The organism is Streptomyces sp. NPDC058000, assembly GCF_042886435.1.
Classification (GTDB): Bacteria; Actinomycetota; Actinomycetes; order Streptomycetales; family Streptomycetaceae; genus Streptomyces.
Genome location: NZ_JBHVQS010000026.1, coordinates 40009 through 60807, shown reverse-complemented (window position 1 = coordinate 60807; position 20799 = coordinate 40009). Strand labels below are relative to the sequence as shown.

Annotated in this window: 4 protein-coding genes; all 4 read left to right on the top strand. The window is 72.4% G+C overall.

Annotated features, from left to right (window positions below):
• The 4 genes from ACFVT2_RS24040 to ACFVT2_RS24025 all read left to right on the top strand — a co-directional run bounded on the left by ACFVT2_RS24040 (position 1) and on the right by ACFVT2_RS24025 (position 20742).
• On the top strand, positions 1-7836 hold the full coding sequence (locus tag ACFVT2_RS24040; protein ID WP_390021233.1) for an amino acid adenylation domain-containing protein: 7836 nt from the start codon (positions 1-3) through the stop codon (positions 7834-7836).
• Positions 7833-18137, top strand: coding sequence for an amino acid adenylation domain-containing protein (locus tag ACFVT2_RS24035; RefSeq protein WP_390021232.1), 10305 nt, complete (start codon positions 7833-7835; stop codon positions 18135-18137). The genes ACFVT2_RS24040 and ACFVT2_RS24035 overlap by 4 nt, the downstream gene beginning before the upstream one ends.
• Before the next feature lie 197 nt (positions 18138-18334).
• Entirely contained in the window at positions 18335-20008 is a 1674-nt protein-coding gene (locus ACFVT2_RS24030; RefSeq protein ID WP_390021231.1) for an amidase, read from the top strand.
• The gene (locus tag ACFVT2_RS24025) at positions 20005-20742 is read left to right on the top strand and encodes an SDR family NAD(P)-dependent oxidoreductase (RefSeq protein WP_390021230.1); all 738 of its coding nucleotides are present in this window, start codon (positions 20005-20007) and stop codon (positions 20740-20742) included. Before ACFVT2_RS24030 ends, ACFVT2_RS24025 begins: the two co-directional genes overlap by 4 nt.
• The last annotated feature ends 57 nt before the right edge of the window (positions 20743-20799 follow it).

Sequence of the window (20799 nt, the reverse complement as noted above, 5' to 3'; positions counted from 1 at the left end):
ATGATTCCGCTGTCATTCGCCCAACGCCGACTGTGGTTCCTCCAGCAGTTCGAGGGACCGAGCGCGACCTACAACCTGCCGCTGCTGCTGCGGCTGACCGGCGACCTGGACGTCATGGCGCTGCACGGCGCGCTCCATGACGTGGTGCAGCGGCACGAGAGCCTGCGGACCGTCTTCCCCGACCGCGACGGCAGCCCCCACCAGCAGGTACTCGCCGCCGACGCGTCCCGTCCGGCGGTCGAGACCGTCCGCACCGCCGCGGAGCGGCTGCCCGCGCTGCTGCGGGAGGCCGCCTCGCACGCCTTCGACCTGACACGGGACATCCCGGTACGGGCGTGGCTGTACGCGACGGCACCGGACGAACACGTCCTGCTGCTGCTGGTGCATCACATCGCCGCCGACGGGGGATCACTCGCCCCGCTGACCAGGGACCTGTCGGTGGCGTACACCGCCCGCAGTACGGGCACGGCGCCGCAGTGGGACGAACTGCCGGTGCAGTACGCCGATTACACGCTGTGGCAGCGGGAGGTCCTCGGGGACGAGGACGACCCGGACAGTGTGATCAGCGAGCAGGTCGCCTTCTGGCAGAAGACGCTGGACAGGCTGCCCGACCAGTTGGAGCTGCCCACCGACCGGCCGCGGCCGGCCGTGGCCAGTTACCGGGGCGACAGTGTCGCGCTGTCCTGGGACGCCGGGCTGCACCGGGACCTGGTGCGGGTGGCGCACGACCGGGGATGCAGTGTGTTCATGGTGCTGCAGGCCGGCCTCGCCGCGCTGCTCACCCGGCTCGGTGCGGGTACCGACATCCCCATCGGTACGCCGATCGCCGGGCGCACCGACGAGGCGCTGGAAGACCTCGTCGGCTGCTTCGTCAACACCCTCGTGCTGCGCACCGACACCTCCGGCGACCCGACCTTCGCCGAACTCCTCGACCGGGTACGGGAGATCGATCTCGCGGCCTACGCCCACCAGGACGTGCCCTTCGAACGGCTCGTGGAGATCGTCAATCCGCTCCGGTCGCTGGCGCGGCATCCGCTGTTCCAGGTGATGCTGATCCTGCAGAACAACGCCAAGGCCGCGCCGGAGTTCCCGGGGCTGCGGGCCGAGCTGGACGGTGTCGACACCGGGGTGGCGAAGTTCGATCTCTCCTTCGACCTGGAGGAGCGGCTGAGTTCCGCGGGCGAACCCGAGGGGATCGCCGTCGAGGTGGAGTTCGCCACGGAGCTGTTCGACAAGGCGAGCGCCGAGCTGATGGTGCGGCGGCTGGAGCGGCTGCTGCGGGCGGCACTCGCCCATCCGGCGCGGCCGGTCGGGGAGTTGGCGGTGCTGTCTGAGGAGGAGCGCCACCAGCAGCTCGTCACCTGGAACGCCACGGATCACGAGGCGCCGGCGGCGAGCCTGCGGGAGCTGTTCGAGGCCCAGGCGGACCGGACACCCGATGCCGACGCGGTGCGCTGCGAGGACGTGTGCCTGAGCTATGCGGTACTCGACGCCCGCGCCAACCGGCTGGCGCGCCTGCTGCGCACCCATGGCGTCGGTCCGGAGAGTTATGTGGCTCTCGCACTGCCCCGGTCCGCCGACCTTCCCGTCGCGCTGCTGGCCGTCGCCAAGACCGGCGCCGCCTACCTTCCCGTCGACCCGGACCACCCCGCCGACCGCCTCGCCTACGTCTTCGCCGACGCGGCCCCGGTCTGCGTGCTGACCACCGGGGCCCTCGCGCGCCAACTCCCCGCCACCGACGCGCGGTTGGTGGTGCTCGACGCGCCGGACACCACGGCGGTGCTGGCGGACCTGCCGGACGGCCGCCTCACCGGGGCCGAGCGGCCGGCCGGGACGACACCGGACAGCCCGGCGTACGCGATCTACACCTCCGGGTCGACCGGCCGCCCCAAGGGCGTCGTAGTCTCGGCCGGGAACCTGGTCAACTTCCTCAGCGCGATGCGGCAGGTGTTCACTCCGCAGCCCTCGGACCGGCTGCTCGCCGTCACCACCATCGCGTTCGACATCGCGGGACTGGAGTTGTACCTGCCGCTGATCTGCGGCGCGTCCGTCCGGCTCGCCACCTCCGAGGAGGTGCGCGACACTCCGCGTCTGGCCGCGCTGCTGGCCTCCTCCGGTGCGACGTTCATGCAGGCCACCCCCTCCCTGTGGCAGGGGCTGGTGGACCAGTTCCCCGAGGCGCTGCACGGGCTGCGGATCCTCGTCGGCGGCGAGGCGCTGCCCACCCCGCTGGCACACACCCTCGCCACCCACGCCGCGAGCGTGACCAATCTCTACGGCCCGACGGAGACGACCATCTGGTCGACCCTCGCGGACATCACCGGCGAGGGCGGTGCCCCCATCGGCCGGCCGATCGGCAATACCCAGGCGTATGTGCTGGACACGCGGCTGCGGCCGCTGCCGGTAGGAGTGCCGGGCGAGTTGTACCTCGCCGGGCGGGGCCTGGCGCGCGGTTACCGCGGACGGCCCGCGGTGACGGCGGAGCGTTTCGTGGCGAACCCGTTCGGCGGCGCCGGCGCGCGGATGTACCGCACCGGTGACCTGGTGCGGTGGCGCGCCGACGGGCAGCTGGAGTTCGTCGGCCGCGTCGACCACCAGGTCAAGGTCCGTGGCTTCCGTATCGAGCTGGGTGAGATCGAGTCGGCCGTCGCCGGGCATCCGGCCGTCGGGCAGGTCACGGCGCTGGTCCGGGAGGACCGGCCGGGCGACCAGCGCATCGTGGCGTACGTGGTGCCGGCCCGCGGTTGCGAGGCACCGGCGGCGGCCGCGCTGCGGCGCCACGCGGCCACCCTCCTGCCGGAGTACATGCTGCCCGCCGCCTTCGTGGTGCTGGACGCTCTCCCGCTGACCCCGAACGGCAAGGTCGACCGGGCGGCGCTGCCGGTCCCCGACAGCGCGCCGAGCACCGGCTCCCGGGAGCCGCGTACCGCACGCGAAGAGATCCTGTGCGGCATCTTCGCCGAGGTCCTCGGCATCGAACGGGCCGGGGCCGACGACGACTTCTTCGCGTTGGGCGGGCATTCGCTGCTCGCGACGCGGCTGACCAGCCGGGTGCGCGCCGCCTTCGGGGTGGAACTGGCGGTCCGGGACCTGTTCGAGGCCCCGACGGTCGCCGGCCTGGCCCGCCGGCTGGACGGAGCGGCCGGCGCACGGGCGGCGCTGGAGCCGGCGGCGCGGCCCGCGCGGATCCCGCTGTCCTTCGCACAGCGGCGGCTGTGGTTCCTCGACAAGCTGGAGGGACCGAATGCCACGTACAACGTGCCGATGCTGCTGCGGCTGAGCGGGGAACTGGACGTCCCGGCGCTGCGGGCGGCGCTGGCGGATCTGACCGGACGCCACGAGAGTCTGCGCACGGTCTTCCCGGACGTCGACGGCAAGCCGTACCAGCTGGTGCTGGACGGCGCCGCGGCCCGGCCCGTCGTCGAGGTCGTCGACACCGACGACGGGCAGGCCCCGGAGCTGATCACCGCGGCCGCCCGGCACGCCTTCGACCTGACCCGCGACATCCCGCTGCGGGCCTGGGTGTTCACCACGGCACCCGAGGAGCACGCCCTGCTGATCCTCGCGCACCACATCGCCGCCGACGGCGCCTCGCTGGCGCCGCTCGCCCATGATCTGAGCGTCGCCTACACCGCGCGGCTGGCCGGCTCCGCACCCGCCTTCACACCGCTGCCGGTGCAGTACGCGGACTACACGCTGTGGCAGCAGGCGACCCTGGGCGACGAGGACGCCCCGGACAGCGTGATCCGCGCCCAGATGGACCACTGGCGCACGGCCCTGGCCGGTGTCCCGGAGGAGCTGGAGCTGCCCACCGACCGCCCACGGCCCGCCGTCGCCGGCTACCGGGGCGACAATGTCGCCTTCGCCTGGGACGCCGAACTGCACGCCGGGGTGGCCCGGCTGGCCCGCGCGCACCAGTGCAGTGTGTTCATGGTGCTGCAGGCCGGCCTCGCCGCGCTGCTCACCCGGCTCGGTGCGGGTACCGACATCCCCATCGGCACCCCGATCGCCGGGCGCACCGACGACGCCCTGGAAGACCTCGTCGGCTTCTTCGTCAACACCCTCGTGCTGCGTACCGACACCTCCGGCGACCCGACCTTCGCCGAACTGCTCGGCCGGGTACGGGAGACGGACCTGGCGGCCTACGCCCACCAGGACGTGCCCTTCGAACGGCTCGTGGAGCTCGTCAACCCCACCCGTTCCCTGGCCCACCACCCGTTGTTCCAGGTGATGCTGGTCCTCCAGAACACTGAGGAAGCCCAGCTCGCCCTGCCCGGTCTGCGGGCGGGACTGGAAGACGTCAACACCGGTGCCGCCAAGGTGGACCTGGCGTTCAACATGGAGGAGCTGTACTCCGCCGAGCGCGCTCCGGCGGGGCTGGCGGGCACGGTGGAGTTCGCGACCGACCTCTTCGACCGGGAGACGGCCCGGGTACTGGCCGAGCGGCTGGAGCGGCTGCTGCGGGCCGTCGTGGCGGACGCCTCGCTGCCCGTCGCCACGCTGGACGTGCTGTCCCCGGCCGAGCGGCACCAGCTGCTGGTGGAGTGGAACGACACCGCACGCGAGGTGCCGCCGACCACCCTCCCGGACCTCTTCCGGACGCAGGCCGCCCGCACTCCGCACGCCCCGGCGGTCGAGCACGAGGGCCGGACACTGACGTACGCGGAGCTCAACACCCGGGCGAACCGGCTGGCGCATGAACTCATGAACCGGGGCGCGGGCCCCGAGCGGATCGTGGCACTGCAACTGCCGCGCTCCCTGAACCTGGTGGTCGCCGTGCTCGCGGTCCTCAAGGCCGGCGCCGCCTACCTGCCCGTCGACCCGGAGTACCCCGCCGACCGCATCGACTACATGCTGCGCGACGCCGAACCGGTCCTCGTCCTCACCACGGCCGACGACGTCGCGCCGCCGGTGCCGGGCCTGCCCACGCTGGCCGTGCCCGGCGACGCCGACGCCTGGCCGCACCGGCCCGACACCGATCCGACCGACGCCGACCGGACCGCGCCACTGCTGCTGGGGCACCCGGCGTATGTCATCTACACCTCCGGATCCACCGGTCGCCCCAAGGGCGTCGTCGTCGCGCACACCGGTATGGCCAGCTTCGCGACGGACAAGATCGACCGCTGCGGCATAGAGGAGGGCAGCCGGGTGGCGCAGTTCGCGTCGCCCAGTTTCGACGCGTCGGTACTCGAAATGTGGCTGGCGCTGCTGTCCGGCGCCTGCCTGGTGATTCCCCCGGCCGGGCCGCTCGCCGGTGCGGTGCTCGCCCAGCACCTGGCCGAACTCCGCATCAACCACGTGGCGTTGGCGGCCGCCGCGCTGGCGAGTATGCCGGCCGCGCCGCTGCCGGAGCTCCGGACGCTGACGGTCGGCGGGGATGCCTTCACCGGCGAGGTCGTCGCACGCTGGGCCGGTGGGCGCCGCATGGTCAACGGTTACGGGCCGACCGAGGCGACGGTCTGGGTGACGTCGAGCCCGGCGCTGTCCGAGCCGGTGGCCCCGCCGATCGGCCGCCCGGTGTGGAACACCCAGGTGTACGTCCTCGACGCCGCGCTGCGACCGGTGCCGGCCGGGGTGCCCGGCGAGCTGTACCTCGCGGGCGTCCAGCTGGCCCGCGGCTACCTGGGCCGCCCGGGGATGACCGCCGCGCGGTTCGTCGCCAACCCGTTCGGCGCGCCCGGTGCGCGGATGTACCGCACCGGTGATCTCGTCACCTGGCGGGCCGACGGTCAGCTGGAGTTCGTCGGCCGCGTCGACCACCAGGTCAAGGTCCGCGGTTTCCGCATCGAGCTGGGTGAGATCGAGAACGCCCTGGCGGGTCACCCGGCGGTGGCGGACACCGCGGTCATCGTCCGCGAGGACCGGCCGGGCGACAAGCGCATCGTCGCCTATGTCGTACCGGCCGAAGACGCCGCGGTGGACGCCGCCGCGCTGCGGGCGCACCTGGCCGGGCAGTTGCCCGACTACATGCTGCCCGCCGCGTTCCTCGAACTGGACGAGCTGCCGCTCACCGCCCACGCCAAGCTGGACGTCCGGGCGCTGCCCGCACCGGACTTCGCGGCGGCCGTGGGCACCAGGGCGCCGCGCACCGCACGCGAGGAGACGCTCTGCCGGATCTTCGCCGAGGTGCTGAACCTGCCCCGGGTCGGTGTCGACGACAGCTTCTTCGCGCTGGGCGGGGACAGCATCCTGTCCATCCAGGTGATCTCCCGGGCGCGGAACGAGGGCATCGTGCTCACGGCGCGGGAGATCGTCCGCCACCAGACCGTCGAGGCGCTGGCCGCGCTCGCCGCCGGTCTGCCGGCGGCCGCCGCCGAGGATCCGCAGGACGCGGTCGGTACGCTGCCGCCGACGCCCATCATGCACTGGCTGCGGGAGCTGGACGCGCCGGTGGACGGCTTCAACCAGTCGATGGTGCTCCAGGTCCCGGCAGAGCTGGCGCAGCAGCAACTCGTCGACGTGGTGCAGTCGCTGCTCGACCACCACGACGCACTGCGGATGCGCCTCACGGAGCTTCCGGCGGACGACGGCGCCGGGCTGCCGGGCTGGGAGCACGAGGTGCTCCCCAGCGGCAAGGTGGCGGCCGAGGACTGTGTGCGGCGGATCGACGCCGAAGGGCTGCACGGCGCGGAACTGGCCGACCTGATGGCCGCCGAGGGCGAGCGGGCACGGGCCCGGCTGCGGCCGCGCGAGGGCGCCATGGTGCAGGTCGTGTGGTTCGACGCCGGGCCCGCCGCCCCCGGCCGACTGCTACTGACGCTGCATCATCTGGTCGTCGACGGGGTGTCCTGGCGCATCCTGCTGCCGGATCTGGCCGCCGCCTGGCGTGCGGTGGCAGCGGGCGGGCAGCCGTCCCCGGAGCGCACGGGGACATCCCTGCGGCAGTGGGCGCGGCAGCTGTCGGCGGCTGCGCAGCGTCCCGAGCGGCTTGCCGAACTGCCGCTGTGGACCGGGATGCTGGCAACCAAGGAGCCGCTGCTGGGCAGCCGGCCGCTGGACCGCACCCGGGACCTGGGAAGCACCACCCGGTCGCTGACCCTCACCCTGCCCGCACCGACCACGACGGCCCTGCTGACCACGGTGCCGGAGGCGTTCCACGCCAGGATCGACGACATCCTGCTGACCGCGCTGGCGCTGGCCGTCGTCGACCGGCGCCGGGGCCGCGGCGAGGCTGGCAGCCAGGTACTGATCGATCTGGAGGGGCACGGCCGGGAGGAGATCGTGCCCGGTGTGGACCTGAGCCGCACCGTCGGCTGGTTCACCAGCCTGTATCCGGTGCGGCTCGATCCGGGGCCGTTCGACCGGGACGAGGTGTGGGCCGGCGGCCCGGGGATGGGCCAGGTGGTGAAGCAGATCAAGGAACAGCTGCGGGCCGTCCCCGACCACGGCATCGGCTTCGGTCTGCTGCGACACCTCAACCCCACGGCCGCCGCCGAACTGTCGGGGCTGCCCACCCCGCAGATCGGCTTCAACTACCTGGGCCGCCTGACCGTCGCAGAGGGCGGCGCCACCGCCGACTGGGACCTCGACGCCGACGCCCCGACCCCGCCCGGCGCCGACCCCCGGATGCCGGCCGGTCACGCGCTGGTGATCAACGCGGTGACCGAGGACCTGCCCGACGGGCCACGGCTCTCGGCCACCTGGAACTGGCCGCGGGACCTGCTGGCCGAGCAGGACGTCCATGCGTTCGCCGAGAGCTGGTTCGCGGCACTGACCGCACTGGTGGCCCACTGCGAGGACCCGAACGCCGGTGGTCTCACCCCCTCCGACCTGTCCCTGGAATCGCTGAGCCAGGACGAAATCGATGACCTTGAAGCCGAATTGGACACGCTGTGAAGACTCAGTCCGCACTTGAGGACGTCCTGCCGCTCGCGCCGCTGCAAGAGGGGTTCCTGTTCCACGCGCTGTATGACGGGCAGGCACCCGACATCTACAACGTGCAGCTCGTACTGCGGATCGAGGGCGAGGTGGACGCCGCCGCGCTGCGCGCGTCCGCCAGCACGCTGCTGGCCCGGCACGCCAACCTGCGCGCCGGTTTCCGCACCCGCAAGAACGGTCAGCCGATCCAGGTGATCCACCGCACGGTGGCGCTGCCGTGGCGGGAGAGCGATCTGACCGGGGCCGCGGGCGGGCCGGCCGGCCAGGACGCGGAGCTGGAACGGCAGCTGGCCGCCGACCGGGCCGAGCGGTTCGACCTGGCCCGGCCACCGCTGCTGCGGCTGACCCTGCACCGTCTCGCCGACCGCCGCTACTGCCTGGCACTGACCTGCCATCACATCCTCCTCGACGGCTGGTCGATGCCGCTGGTCCTGGACGAACTGTTCACGCTGTACGGGCAGCAGGGCAGCCCGGCGGGGCTGCCGCGGGTCACGCCGTACCGCGACTACCTGGCCTGGCTGGGCCGGCAGGACCAGGCCGCGGCGGAGTCCGCCTGGCAGCGGGCGCTGCGGGGCCTGGACGAACCGACGCTGGTGGCGGCCGCCGACCGGACGCCGCAGATACCGGGCCGGGTCGAGCTGGAGCTGTCGCACGAGGCCACCGCGCGGCTGACCGCGGCGGTGCGCGAGCGGCGGCTGACGATGAGCACCCTGCTGCACGGCGCGTGGGCGGTCGCGCTCGCCCAGCTGACCGGCCGGGACGATGTGGTGTTCGGTACGACCGTGTCCACCCGCCCGGCCGAGCTGCCCGGCTCGGAGTCGATGGTCGGGCTGTTCATCAACACCATTCCCGTCCGGGTGCGGCTGGACCAGCGGCAGTCGCTGCTGGACAACCTCGTAAGGCTCCAGGAGGAGCAGAGCGCCCTGTTACCGCACCAACACCTGGGGCTGGGCCGTATCCAGCAGCTGGCCGGTGCCGGTGAACTCTTCGACACCACCGCGCTGCTGGAGAACTATCCGCTGGGCGTGGCCGAAGACGAGGCTCCCGTGGCCGGGCTGCGACTGACCGAGGTCGACGGGCGGGACGCCACGCACTACGCCCTCAGCCTCGTGGGCGACCTGGTGGGCGACAGGCTCGCCTTGCGCCTCGACCACCGCGCCGACCTCATGGACCGGGAGAGCGCCACCGGCCTCCTCGACCGGGTGCGGGCGCTGCTCACCTCGGTGATGGAGACGCCGGACCTGCCGCTCGACCGGGTCACGCTGATCAGCGAGACGGAGCGGGAGCAGGTCCTGGGCACCTGGAACGACACTGCCCGTGCGATTGCCCCGGCGACTCTGCCGGATCTGTTCCAGGCGCAGGTGGCGCGGACGCCGGATGCGCCGGCCCTTGAGCAGGGCGAAACGGCCCTGACCTACGCGGAACTGAACACCCGCGCCAACCGCCTCGCACATGAGCTCATCCGTCGGGGTGCGGGTCCCGAGCGCGTCGTGGCGCTCGCGCTGCCGCGTTCCTTGGACATGGTCGTCGCGATCGTCGCCACCTGGAAGACCGGCGCCGCCTACCTGCCTGTCGACCAGGGCTACCCTGCCGAGCGCATCGCTTACATGTTGCAGGATGCCGGTCCGGTGTTGGTGCTGGCCGACGGGGCTTCGTCCGGGCGCCTGCCGGATTCCGGACCGCCCGTGATGATGTTGGACGGCCTGGTTCAGGGCCCGGCACACGACCCGTCGGACGCCGACCGCCGTTCCCCGCTTCGGCCGGACCACCCTGCCTATGTCATCTACACGTCGGGTTCTACGGGCCGCCCCAAGGGCGTCGTCGTCCCGCACACCGGTATGGCTTCCTTCGTCGCGGATATGGCTGACCGCTGGCGGCCGACGCCTGACAGTCGGGTGCTGCAACTGACCTCGCCCAGCTTTGACGTGTCTCTGCTGGAGGTGTGGTTGGCGTTCGGTTCCGGTGGCTGTCTGGTGGTTCCGCCTGCCGGTCCGTTGGCGGGGGAGGCGCTGACCGAGGCGCTGGCACAGTTGCGGATCACTCACGCGGCAACGACGCCGGCGGCGCTGGCGAGTATGCCGGTGCGGCCGCTGCCCGCACTGCGGACGCTGCTCACCCTCGGCGAAGCGGTCACCGGCGCGGTCACCGGCCGGTGGTCGGCCGACCACGCTGTCCATAACGGGTATGGCCCGACCGAGGCGACGGTGTGGGTTACGGCGAGCGACCGGCTCCGGGGGAGTGAGGCGCCGCCGATCGGCCGGCCGGGTTGGAACACCCAGGCATACATCCTTGATAAGCGGCTGCGTCTGGCGCCGGTGGGTGTGGCCGGTGAACTGTACATCGCGGGAGCCCGGTTGGCCCGTGGCTATTTGGGACGGCCCGGTGTCACCGCAACCCGTTTTGTCGCCAACCCGTTCGGGGCGCCTGGTGCGCGGATGTACCGCACCGGTGACCTCGCCGTCCGGCGTGCTGACGGGCAGTTGGAGTTCGTGGGACGCGCCGATACGCAGGTCAAGGTCCGCGGATTCCGTATCGAGTTGGGCGAGATCGAGAATGCGTTGGCGGCTCAGCCGGCCGTTGCTCAGGCTGTGGTGACCGTCCGTGAGCATCAGCCTGGCGATCGGCGGATCGTCGCCCATGTCGTCCTGCGTGCGGGCATCGATGCGGACTCGGCCGGGTTGCGGGCCGGGTTGGCTGAGTCGCTTCCGGAGTACATGATTCCGGCGGCGTTCGTCACGCTTGCCGCGTTGCCGCTGACGCCCAACGGCAAGGTCGACACTGCTGCGTTGCCTGCTCCGGAGTTCACTGCGGCTGTGGGTGGTCGGGAGCCGCGTACGGCGCGTGAGGAGATCCTGTGCGGGATCTTCGCCGGGGTGTTGGGTGTCGAGCGTGCCGGGATCGATGACAACTTCTTCGACCTCGGCGGGCACTCCCTGCTGGCGATGCGTCTGATCAGTCGGGTCCGGGCCACGTTCGATGTGGAGTTGTCCGTGCGGGACCTGTTCGAGGCACCGACGGTGACGCAACTCGCCGCCCGGCTGGACGCGGTGGCGGGAGCGCGGCCCGTGCTGACCCGGGCGGCCGAGCGGCCCGAGCGGGTGCCGCTGTCGTTCGCCCAGCGCCGCCTGTGGTTCCTGCACAAGCTGGAGGGGCCCAGCGCGACCTACAACGTGCCGCTGGCGCTGCGGCTCTCCGGCGCACTCGACATCGCGGCGCTGCGTACCGCAATCGCCGACCTCACGGAGCGCCATGAGAGTCTGCGGACGATCTTCCCGGAGGCCGACGGCACGCCGTACCAGCGGGTGCTGGAGGGCGCCGCGGCCCGCCCGGTGGTCGAGGTCGTCGTTGCCGACGAGGACGGTCTGGACGCGGCGGTGCGGGAGGCGATGAGCCGTCCCTTCGACCTGACGGACGAAGTGCCCCTGCGGGCCCATGTCTTCACGCTGGCCGAGGACGACCATCTCCTGCTGCTGCTGGCCCATCACATCGCGAGCGACGGCGCGTCGATCGGCCCGCTCCTGCACGACCTTTCGGCGGCCTATCGGGCGCGCTGTGTCGGCCAGGCCCCGGTGTGGGCTCCGCTGCCGGTGCAGTACGCGGACTACACCCTGTGGCAGCGCGATGTCCTGGGTGACGAGAGCGATCCGGAGTCGGTGATCGCCGGTCAGGTCGCCTACTGGAAGGACACGCTGGCCGGCCTGCCCGACCAGCTCGAACTGCCCACCGACCGGCCCCGGCCCGCCATCGCCGGCTTCCAGGGCGACAGCGTCGCCTTCCAGTGGGACGCGGACCTCCACGAGGGGTTGGTGCGGCTCTCCCGGCAGCATCAGGCGAGCCTGTTCATGGTCGTGCAGGCGGGTATCGCCGCACTGCTGACCCGGCTCGGCGCGGGCACCGACATCCCGATCGGCTCGCCGATCGCCGGGCGCACCGACGACGCCATGGAGAACCTGGTCGGGTTCTTCGTCAACACCCTCGTGCTGCGCGCCGACACCTCCGGCGACCCGACCTTCGCCGAACTCCTCGGCCGGGTACGGGAGACGGACCTGGCGGCCTACGCCCACCAGGACGTGCCCTTCGAACGGCTCGTGGAGATCGTCAACCCGGCCCGTTCGCTCTCCCACCACCCGCTGTTCCAGGTCATCCTGACCTTCCAGAACAACGAGGAGATCGAGGTCGGCCTTCCGGGCATCGAGGCCCGGGACCACAGCCTGGCCGCCGTGGCGGCCAAGTTCGACCTGTCCTTCGCGGTCGAGGAGCAGTTGACCGACGCGGGGCTGCCCGCCGGGATGCGCGGATCGGTGGAGTTCGCGACGGACCTCTTCGAACGGGACACCGCGCGGGTGATCGCCGGGCGGCTGGAGCGGCTGCTGCGCGCGGTCGTGGCGGATGCGGCCCGGCCGATCGGGGAGTTGGACGTGCTCGGGGCCGAGGAGCGCGAGCGGCTGCTCACCGGTTGGAACGACACCGCGCACGAGGTCCCGGTGGCGACGCTGCCGGAGCTGTTCCAGGCCCAGGTGGCACGGACACCCGACGCGGTGGCGGTCGCACACGACCGGGCACAGCTGTCGTACGGGGAGCTGAATGCGCGGGCGAACCGGCTGGCGCACCACCTGATCGGGCGCGGTGTCGGCCCGGAGCGGATCGTGGCGCTCGCGCTGCCCCGCTCCGTCGACCTGGTCGTCGCGATTCTCGCGGTCCTCAAGACGGGCGCCGCCTACCTTCCCGTCGACCCGGACTACCCCGCCGACCGCATCACGTACATGCTCGGCGACGCCCGGCCCGTGCTCGTCCTGAGCGACGCGGAGATCGCGCGGACGCTGCCGCGGACCGAGGTACCCGTGCTGGACGTGCCGGGGACGGCCGGGGCGCTGGCCGCGCTGCCGGAGCGCGATCCGGTGGACGCGGACCGCCTGGCGCCGGCGGCCATGACGAACCCGGCGTTCGTGATCTACACCTCGGGCTCGACGGGCCGCCCCAAGGGCGTCGTCGTCGAACACCGGTCGCTGAACGTCTACCTGGCGTGGGCCCGCAGCGCCTACGGGTCGGTTGGCGGCCGGGCGCTGGTGCACTCGCCGGTGTCCTTCGACCTGACCGTGACCGGCCTGTTCGGGCCGCTGACGGCGGGCGGCTGCGTACAGCTCATCGAGCTGACCGAGGAGTCGGCCGATGAACTGCCCGAGCGCCCCACGTTCGTCAAGGCGACCCCCTCCCACCTGGGGCTGCTGATGGCCCTGCCCGAGCGGTTCTCACCCACCGGCCAGCTCGTCCTGGGCGGCGAGTCGCTCCTCGGCGAGATCCTGGACGAATGGCGGCAGCGGCACCCTGGTGTCACGGTCATCAACGAGTACGGGCCGACCGAAACCACCGTCGGCTGCACGGAGTTCCGGATCGCACCGGGTGCCGGCGCGCCCGGCGGCGTCGTCACCATCGGCCGGCCGATCTGGAACACCCAGATGTACGTCCTGGACGCCCGGCTGCGGCCGGTGCCCGCCGGGGTGACCGGTGAGCTCTACATCGCCGGTGAACTCCTCGCCCGCGGCTACCTGAACCGTGCCGGCCAGACCGCCGGCCGATTCGTCGCCAACCCGTTCGCGGCCTCCGGCGCGCGGATGTACCGCACCGGCGACCTCGCCAAGTGGCGCACCGACGGCCAGCTGGAGTTCGTCAGCCGCGTCGACAACCAGGTCAAGGTCCGCGGTTACCGCATCGAGCTGGGGGAGATCGAAGCCGTGGTCGCCGCGCACCCCTCGGTCGGCCGGAGCGCGGTCATCGTCCGCGAGGACCGGCCGGGCGACAAGCGGATCACCGCCTACCTCACGGCCGCGGACGGCCACCCGGCGCCGGACACCGCGCAGCTGCGGGTGCACGCCGAGGAGACGCTGCCCGGATACATGCTGCCGTCCGCGTTCGTCGTGCTGGACACGCTGCCGCTCACCCCGAACGGCAAGCTCGACCACGCCGCGCTCCCGGCCCCCGAGACCGCCGCGGCGCCGGACGGCAGGGGACCGCGCACCGCACAGGAGGAGGTGCTGTGCGGCATCTTCGCGGAGATCCTCGGCGTCGAACACGTCGGGATCGACGACAACTTCTTCGACCTCGGCGGGCACTCCCTGCTCGCCATACGACTGATCAGCCGCATCCGCACCACCTTCGACATCGAACTGTCCGTCCGGGACCTGTTCGAGGCGCCGACGGTCGCGGGCGTGTCCGCCCGCCAGGCCGACGCCGCCCTGGGACGCTCCGGCCCGGCCCCGATGGACCGGCCGGAGCGGATACCGCTGTCGTTCGCCCAGCGGCGCCTGTGGTTCCTGCACCAGCTGGAGGGCCCCAGTCCCACCTACAACGTGCCGCTCCTGCTGCGGCTGACCGGCACGCTCGACGTACCGGGGCTGCGCTCGGCGCTGGCCGACCTGACCGGACGGCACGAGAGCCTGCGCACCGTCTTCCCGCACGACGAAGGCACCCCCCACCAGCTCATCCGGCACGGTGCGGCGGGGCGGCCCACCGTCGAGTGCGCCCGCCTCACCCCGGACGAGCTGGCGCCGGCTGTCGCCGAGGCGGCCCGGTACGCCTTCGACCTGACGCGCGAGATCCCGTTGCGGGCATGGCTGTTCGAGACGGCGCCGGACGAGCACACGCTGCTGGTGCTGATCCACCACATCGCCGGTGACGGGGCTTCGGTGGCCCCGCTGGCCCGCGACCTGTCCGTCGCGTACAAGGCGCGCCGCGCGGGCCGGGCGCCGGTGTGGGCTCCGCTGCCGGTGCAGTACGCGGACTACACCCTGTGGCAGCGCGATGTCCTGGGTGACGAGAGCGACCCGGAGTCGGTGATCGCCGGTCAGGTCGCCTACTGGAAGGACACTCTGGCCGGCCTGCCCGATCAGCTCGAACTGCCCACCGACCGGCCCCGGCCCGCCATCGCCGGGCACCAGGGCGGGACCGTGGAGTTCGCGTGGGACGTCGCGCTGCACCAGGACATCGCGCGGCTGGCACGCGAGCACCGGGTGAGCGTCTTCATGGTGCTCCAGGCCGCCCTGGCCACCCTGCTGACCCGCCTCGGCGCCGGCACCGACATCCCGCTGGGCACGGCCACCGCGGGCCGGACCGACGAAGCGCTCGACGACCTGGTCGGGTTCTTCGTCAACACCCTCGTGCTGCGCACCGACACCTCCGGGAATCCGACCTTCGGCGAACTGCTGGAGCGGGTGCGGGAGGCGGTCCTGGCCGCCTACGCCCACCAGGACCTGCCCTTCGAACGGCTCGTGGAGCTCGCCAACCCGGTCCGCTCACTGGCCCATCACCCCGTCTTCCAGGTGGCGTTGGGGCTGGACGAGACGGCTGCCGGTGAGCTGGAGATGCCCGGGCTGACGGTCGAGGACCTGGCCGTCGGCACGGGCGTGGCCAAGGTTGATCTGGCGTTCAACCTCGCCGAGCGGGTGGGCGAGGACGGGAAGCCCGACGGGCTGCACGGCGTCGTGGAGTTCGCCACGGACCTCTTCGAGAGGAGGACGGCGCAGGAACTCGCCGGGCGGCTGGAGCGGCTGCTGCGCGCGGTCGTGGCGGATGCGGCCCGGCCGATCGGGGAGCTGGACGTGCTCGGGGCCGAGGAGCGCGAGCGGTTGCTCACCGGCTGGAACGACACCGCGCACGACGTCCCGGTGGCGACGTTCCCGGAGCTGTTCCAGGCCCAGGTGGCACGGGACCCCGGGGCTCCGGCGCTGGAGTTCGAGGACGACACGCTGTCGTACGGGGAGCTGAATGCGCGGGCGAACCGGCTGGCGCACCACCTGATCGGGCGCGGTGTCGGCCCGGAGCGGATCGTGGCGCTCGCGCTGCCCCGCTCCGTCGACCTGGTCGTCGCGATTCTCGCGGTCCTCAAGACGGGCGCCGCCTACCTTCCCGTCGACCCGGACTACCCCGCCGACCGCATCGCGCACATGCTGGACGACGCCCGGCCCGCCCTGGTTCTGACCAGCGACCGGGCGGCCGGCAGGCTGCCCCGGACCGGCGCGCCGGTGTCCCTGGTGGCGGACCTCGTATCCGGCACCGACCACGATCCCTCGGACGCCGACCGCACCACCGGACTGCTGCCGGACCACCCGGCCTACGTGGTCTACACCTCCGGCTCCACCGGCCGACCCAAGGGCGTCGTCGTCGCCCACCGGGGACTGGCCAACCTGTCGGCGCACCAGACCGAACGGCTGGGCGCCGGCCCGGGCTGCCGGGTCTCCCAACTGGTGTCGCCGAGTTTCGACGTCTCCGTGGCGGAGCTGTCCATGGGCCTGCTGTCCGGCGCCTGCCTGGTCATGCCCGCCGAGCAGCCCGCCGGGGAGGAGCTGGCCGACTTCCTGGCCGACCGGGCCATCACCCACGCCCATGTACCCCCGGCGCTGCTGACGGGCATGCCGCGCCGGTACCTTCCGCAGCTCGCCTCGCTGATGGTCGGCGCGGAGGCGTGCCCGCCGGATGTCGTCGCGTACTGGTCGCAGGGGCGGCGGATGGTCAACGCGTACGGCCCGACCGAGGCGACCGTGGACAGCTGCTACGCGGTCTGCGGCCCGCACCAGGGCTCGGGCCGGACGCCCATCGGCCGGCCGGTCTTCAACACCCGGTTGTACGTCCTCGACGACCTGCTGCAGCCCGTCCCGGCGGGCGTGACCGGTGAGCTGTACCTCGCCGGTCGGGGGCTGGCCCGCGGTTACCTGGGCCGGCCGACGCTGACCGCCGGCCGGTTCGTCGCCGATCCGTACAGCGCCACCGGGGAGCGGATGTACCGCACCGGTGACCTCGTGCGGCGGCGGCACGACGGCCAGTTGGAGTTCGTCGGCCGCGTCGACAACCAGGTCAAGGTGCGCGGGTTCCGCATCGAGCTGGGCGAGATCGAGAACGTCCTGCTCGCGCACCCGGCCGTCGGCCGGGCCGTGGTCATCGTGCGGGAGGACCGTCCCGGAGACAAGCGGATCACCGCGTACGTCGTGCCGGAGTCGGCAGGTACGGGCCGTGCAGGCGGCCCGGATGCCGGTGCGGGCGGCCTGGACGTCGCCGAACTGAGGGAGCGGGCCGCCGAAGCGCTGCCGGATTACATGCTGCCGTCCGCCTTCGTCGTCCTCGACGCCCTGCCGCTGACCCCCAACGCCAAGCTGGACCGGGCGGGACTGCCGGCGCCGCGCGTCAGCGGCACCGAGGGCGGCCGCGGTCCGCGCAGCGCGCGGGAGGAGACGCTGTGTGCGCTCTTCTCGGAGGTCCTCGGAGTGGAGCGGATCGGGATCGATGACAACTTCTTCGATCTGGGCGGGCATTCGTTGCTGGCCGCGCAGCTCGCCGGCCGGGTGCGCACCGCGTTCGGCGCGGACTTCGGCGTCCGGGACCTGTTCGCCGCGCCCACCGTCGCCGCGCTCGCCGCGGGGATCGGCACCGGGGACGGCGGCAGCGGGCCCGACGGCCGTGGGCACCGGGGCGACGGGCTGGAAGTACTGCTGCCGCTGCGGCCCGCCGGCGACCGTACGCCGCTGTTCTGCGCGCACCCCACCGTTCCGCTGAGCTGGTGCTACACCGGCCTGCTCAAGGAGCTGGACCCCGGCTACCCGCTCTACGGTCTGCAGAGCCCGGGGCTGACCGGCACCAGCGAACTGCCGGTCGACTTCCCGCAGATGATCGAGGAGTACGCCACCCGGATCCAGCAGGTACAGCCCGTCGGTCCCTACCGGCTGCTGGGCTACTCGCTGGGCGGCAACATCGCCCAGGCACTCGCCGCCCTCCTCCAGGAGCGGGGCGAGGAGGTGGAGCTGTTGGCCGTGCTCGACGCCTACCCCGGTGGAGACGTCGACCCCGAACCGCTCACCGGCGGCCAGATCCTCGCCCGGTTCCACGCGGATCTGAGCGGGGGCAGCGGCTGGCCGGCGGACACGGCGCGGATGCGCAGGGACGTGATCGACTCGCTCCGGCCCAGCCTGCCGGACGACATGACCGAGGAGCAGCTCTCCCGGCTGCTGGACGCGATGATCGTCACGGTCGGGAACACCAGCCGGTACGAGCCGCAGGTGTTCAAGGGCGATCTGCTGCTGATCACCACGACCGTCGGGCGCCCGGACCACGCCGCGATGCCCGAGGCATGGCAGCGCCTCACGGACGGTGAGGTCATCTGCCACCCGGTCGCCGCCACGCACGACGACCTGCTGGAGGGCGAGGCGCTGCACACGGTCGGTGCGGTGCTCGCCGAGCGGCTGCGGACGTTGGACGCCGCCCGCGGCAAGTAATCCCGGGCCACTGCCCTACCGCCTGCCCCCTTCCGGACGGCGGTAGGGCAACCCGGGGCCCCGGCAGCCGACTTGGCGGCCGTTCGCCCGCCCGAGCCGGGCGAACGGCCCGTAGGCGAGCAACCCGATAACGAAAGAAAACCGTGCCCTCATACGGTCCTGGCAACCTGCCGATCCCCGATCCGGAGAGCGAGACCATGGACGGGACACCCCTTTCCGACACAGCCGACCTGCGCCGCCGCAGGCTCCTCGGCCTTGGTGCGGCCGCGGCCGCCGCCCCCGCTCTGCTGAGTCTGTCCGCGCCCCGTGCACGGGCCGCCGACGCGCCTGGCGGGCACCCGCCCGTCCGGCCCGCCGCGACCGGCGAGCACGGCGGCCTGAACGAGGCGAGCCTCACCGAACTGCGGGACCGGTTGGCCGACGGGAAGCTCACCTCGGTGGAGCTGACACGGTTCTACCTGGACCGGATCGCCGAACTGAACCACCGGGGCCCGGCCCTGCACGCTGTCCTGGAGACCAACCCGGACGCCCTCGAACTCGCCGCCACCCTGGACGCGGAACGCCGCGCGGGCAAGATCCGCGGACCGCTGCACGGCATCCCGCTGTTGATCAAGGACAACATAGGCACCGCGGACAAGATGCACTCCAGCAACGGCATGCGCGCACTGCTGGGCGTCCGGCCCGCGCAGGACGCCACGGTCGTCGCCCGGCTGCGTGCGGCCGGCGCCGTTCCGCTCGGCAAGGGCAACCTGACCTCGCTGGTCAGCTCGTCGAGCGGCTACAGCCCGCGGGGTGGCCAGACCCGCAACCCGTACAAGCTCGACCGCTCGCCGAACGGCTCCAGTGCGGGCCCCGCGGTGGCCACCGCGGCCGGCCTGTGCGCGGGAGCCATCGGGACCGAGACCATCGGCTCGATCCTGGGTCCCTCGGGCGCCAACGGCGTGGTCGGCATCCGGCCCACCACCGGGCTGGTCAGCCGCACCGGCATGTTCCCCGGGGCCCGCAGCTTCGACACGATCGGCCCGCTGTGCCGCACCGTGGCGGACGCGGCGTTGCTGCTGGGCGTACTCACGGGGACCGACCCCACCGATGCGGCCACCGCGGCGAGCGAGGGCCACTTCCACCGGGACTACACCCCCTTCCTCAAGCCGGGCGGTCTGCGCGGCGCCCGGATCGGCGTCGTCAGGGACGTCTTCACCGGCTACAGCGACCACGCGGACAACGTGCTCGCACAGGCCATCGAGGTGCTCAAGGACGCCGGCGCGATGATCGTCGACCATGCCGACATCCCCACCGCCCAGCGGATGATGACGGACTTCCAGGAGGCGCTCACCCTCCAGATGACCGAGATGAAGAACGACACCGAGCAGTATCTGGCCCGGACACCGGGCACCCATCCGCGCAGCCTGGCGGAGCTCATCGCCTACAACAAGGCCCATGCGGACACCGAGTTGGAGTACTTCGGCCAGAGCATGCTGGAAACCGTGGCCGCCTACCAGGGAAAGCCGTCGGACGCCGCGTACAAGGAGGCGGTGACGACGGTCCGGCGCGTGTCCAGGGACCAGGGCATCGACGCGGCGCTGAAGAAGCACCGGGTGGATGCGCTGCTGATGCCGACCGGTGCGCCGACCTGGAAGATGGACCTGGTCAACGGCGATCCGACGATCATGGGCAGCGCCCTCGCCGTGGGCTACGCCGGCTACCCGGCGATCAGTGTGCCCGCCGGTTTCGTCCACGGGCTGCCGGTGGGTATCACCTTCGCCGGCACGGCGTGGAGCGAACCCGATCTGATCCGCTTCGCGCACGCCTTCGAGACCGCCCACCCGGTCCGGCGCGCCCCGGGCTTCACACCGCCGAGCGTCGGCCTGTGACGCGCACCGCGGTCGTCAGCGGCGGCACCCGCGGCATCGGACTGGCGCTGAGCCTTCGACTCGGCGCGCTGGGCCACCGGGTGATCGCCCTCTACCGGAACGACCGGGAAGCGGCGCGAGACGCGGAGGAAGCCGGCGCGGGCTCCATCGAAGCGGTGCGCCTCGACGTGGCGGATGCCGCGTCGGTACGCGAGGGCTGCCGCCGCATCCTGGACGAGCACGGAGCCCCCGAGGTGCTGGTGAACAACGCGGGCCGCAACAGGGACCGGCCCTTCGCCGAACTCACCGACGAGGACTGGGACGAGGTACTGGCCACGAACCTGTCCGGCCCCTTCCGGCTGTGCCGCGCCCTCGCCCCTGCCATGGTGTCCGCCGGTCGCGGCACGATCGTCAACGTCGGTTCGACGACGGCGATCCGCCCCCGCCGCGACGGCGCCAACTACTGCGCCAGCAAGGCGGGCCTGCTGCAACTGACCAAGTGCCTGGCGTTGGAACTCGCCCCGGCGGTACGGGTCAACGCCCTGATCCCCGGATTCACGGACACCCCGGAAGTGACAGAACGGTACGGCCTGGACGTGCCGGAGAAACGGGACGAGATCGTCCGCAGTATTCCGCGCGACCGGATCGGCACGACCGCGGACATCGCGGAGGCGCTGGAGTTCCTGGTCACCGCCGGCAGCTCCTACATCACCGGACAGCAACTGATCGTAGACGGCGGCCACTTCATGGCGTGAACCCCGGCGAACCTGAATGCGTCCGGTCCGCAGAACCAGTAAGTGGAGGAACGACAA

Excerpts from the sequence above, each read along its gene's own strand:
- ACFVT2_RS24040 (WP_390021233.1), top strand. The coding sequence starts at position 1 with ATGATTCCGCTGTCATTCGCCCAACGCCGACTGTGGTTCCTCCAGCAG.
- ACFVT2_RS24030 (WP_390021231.1), top strand. The coding sequence starts at position 18,335 with ATGGACGGGACACCCCTTTCCGACACAGCCGACCTGCGCCGCCGCAGG.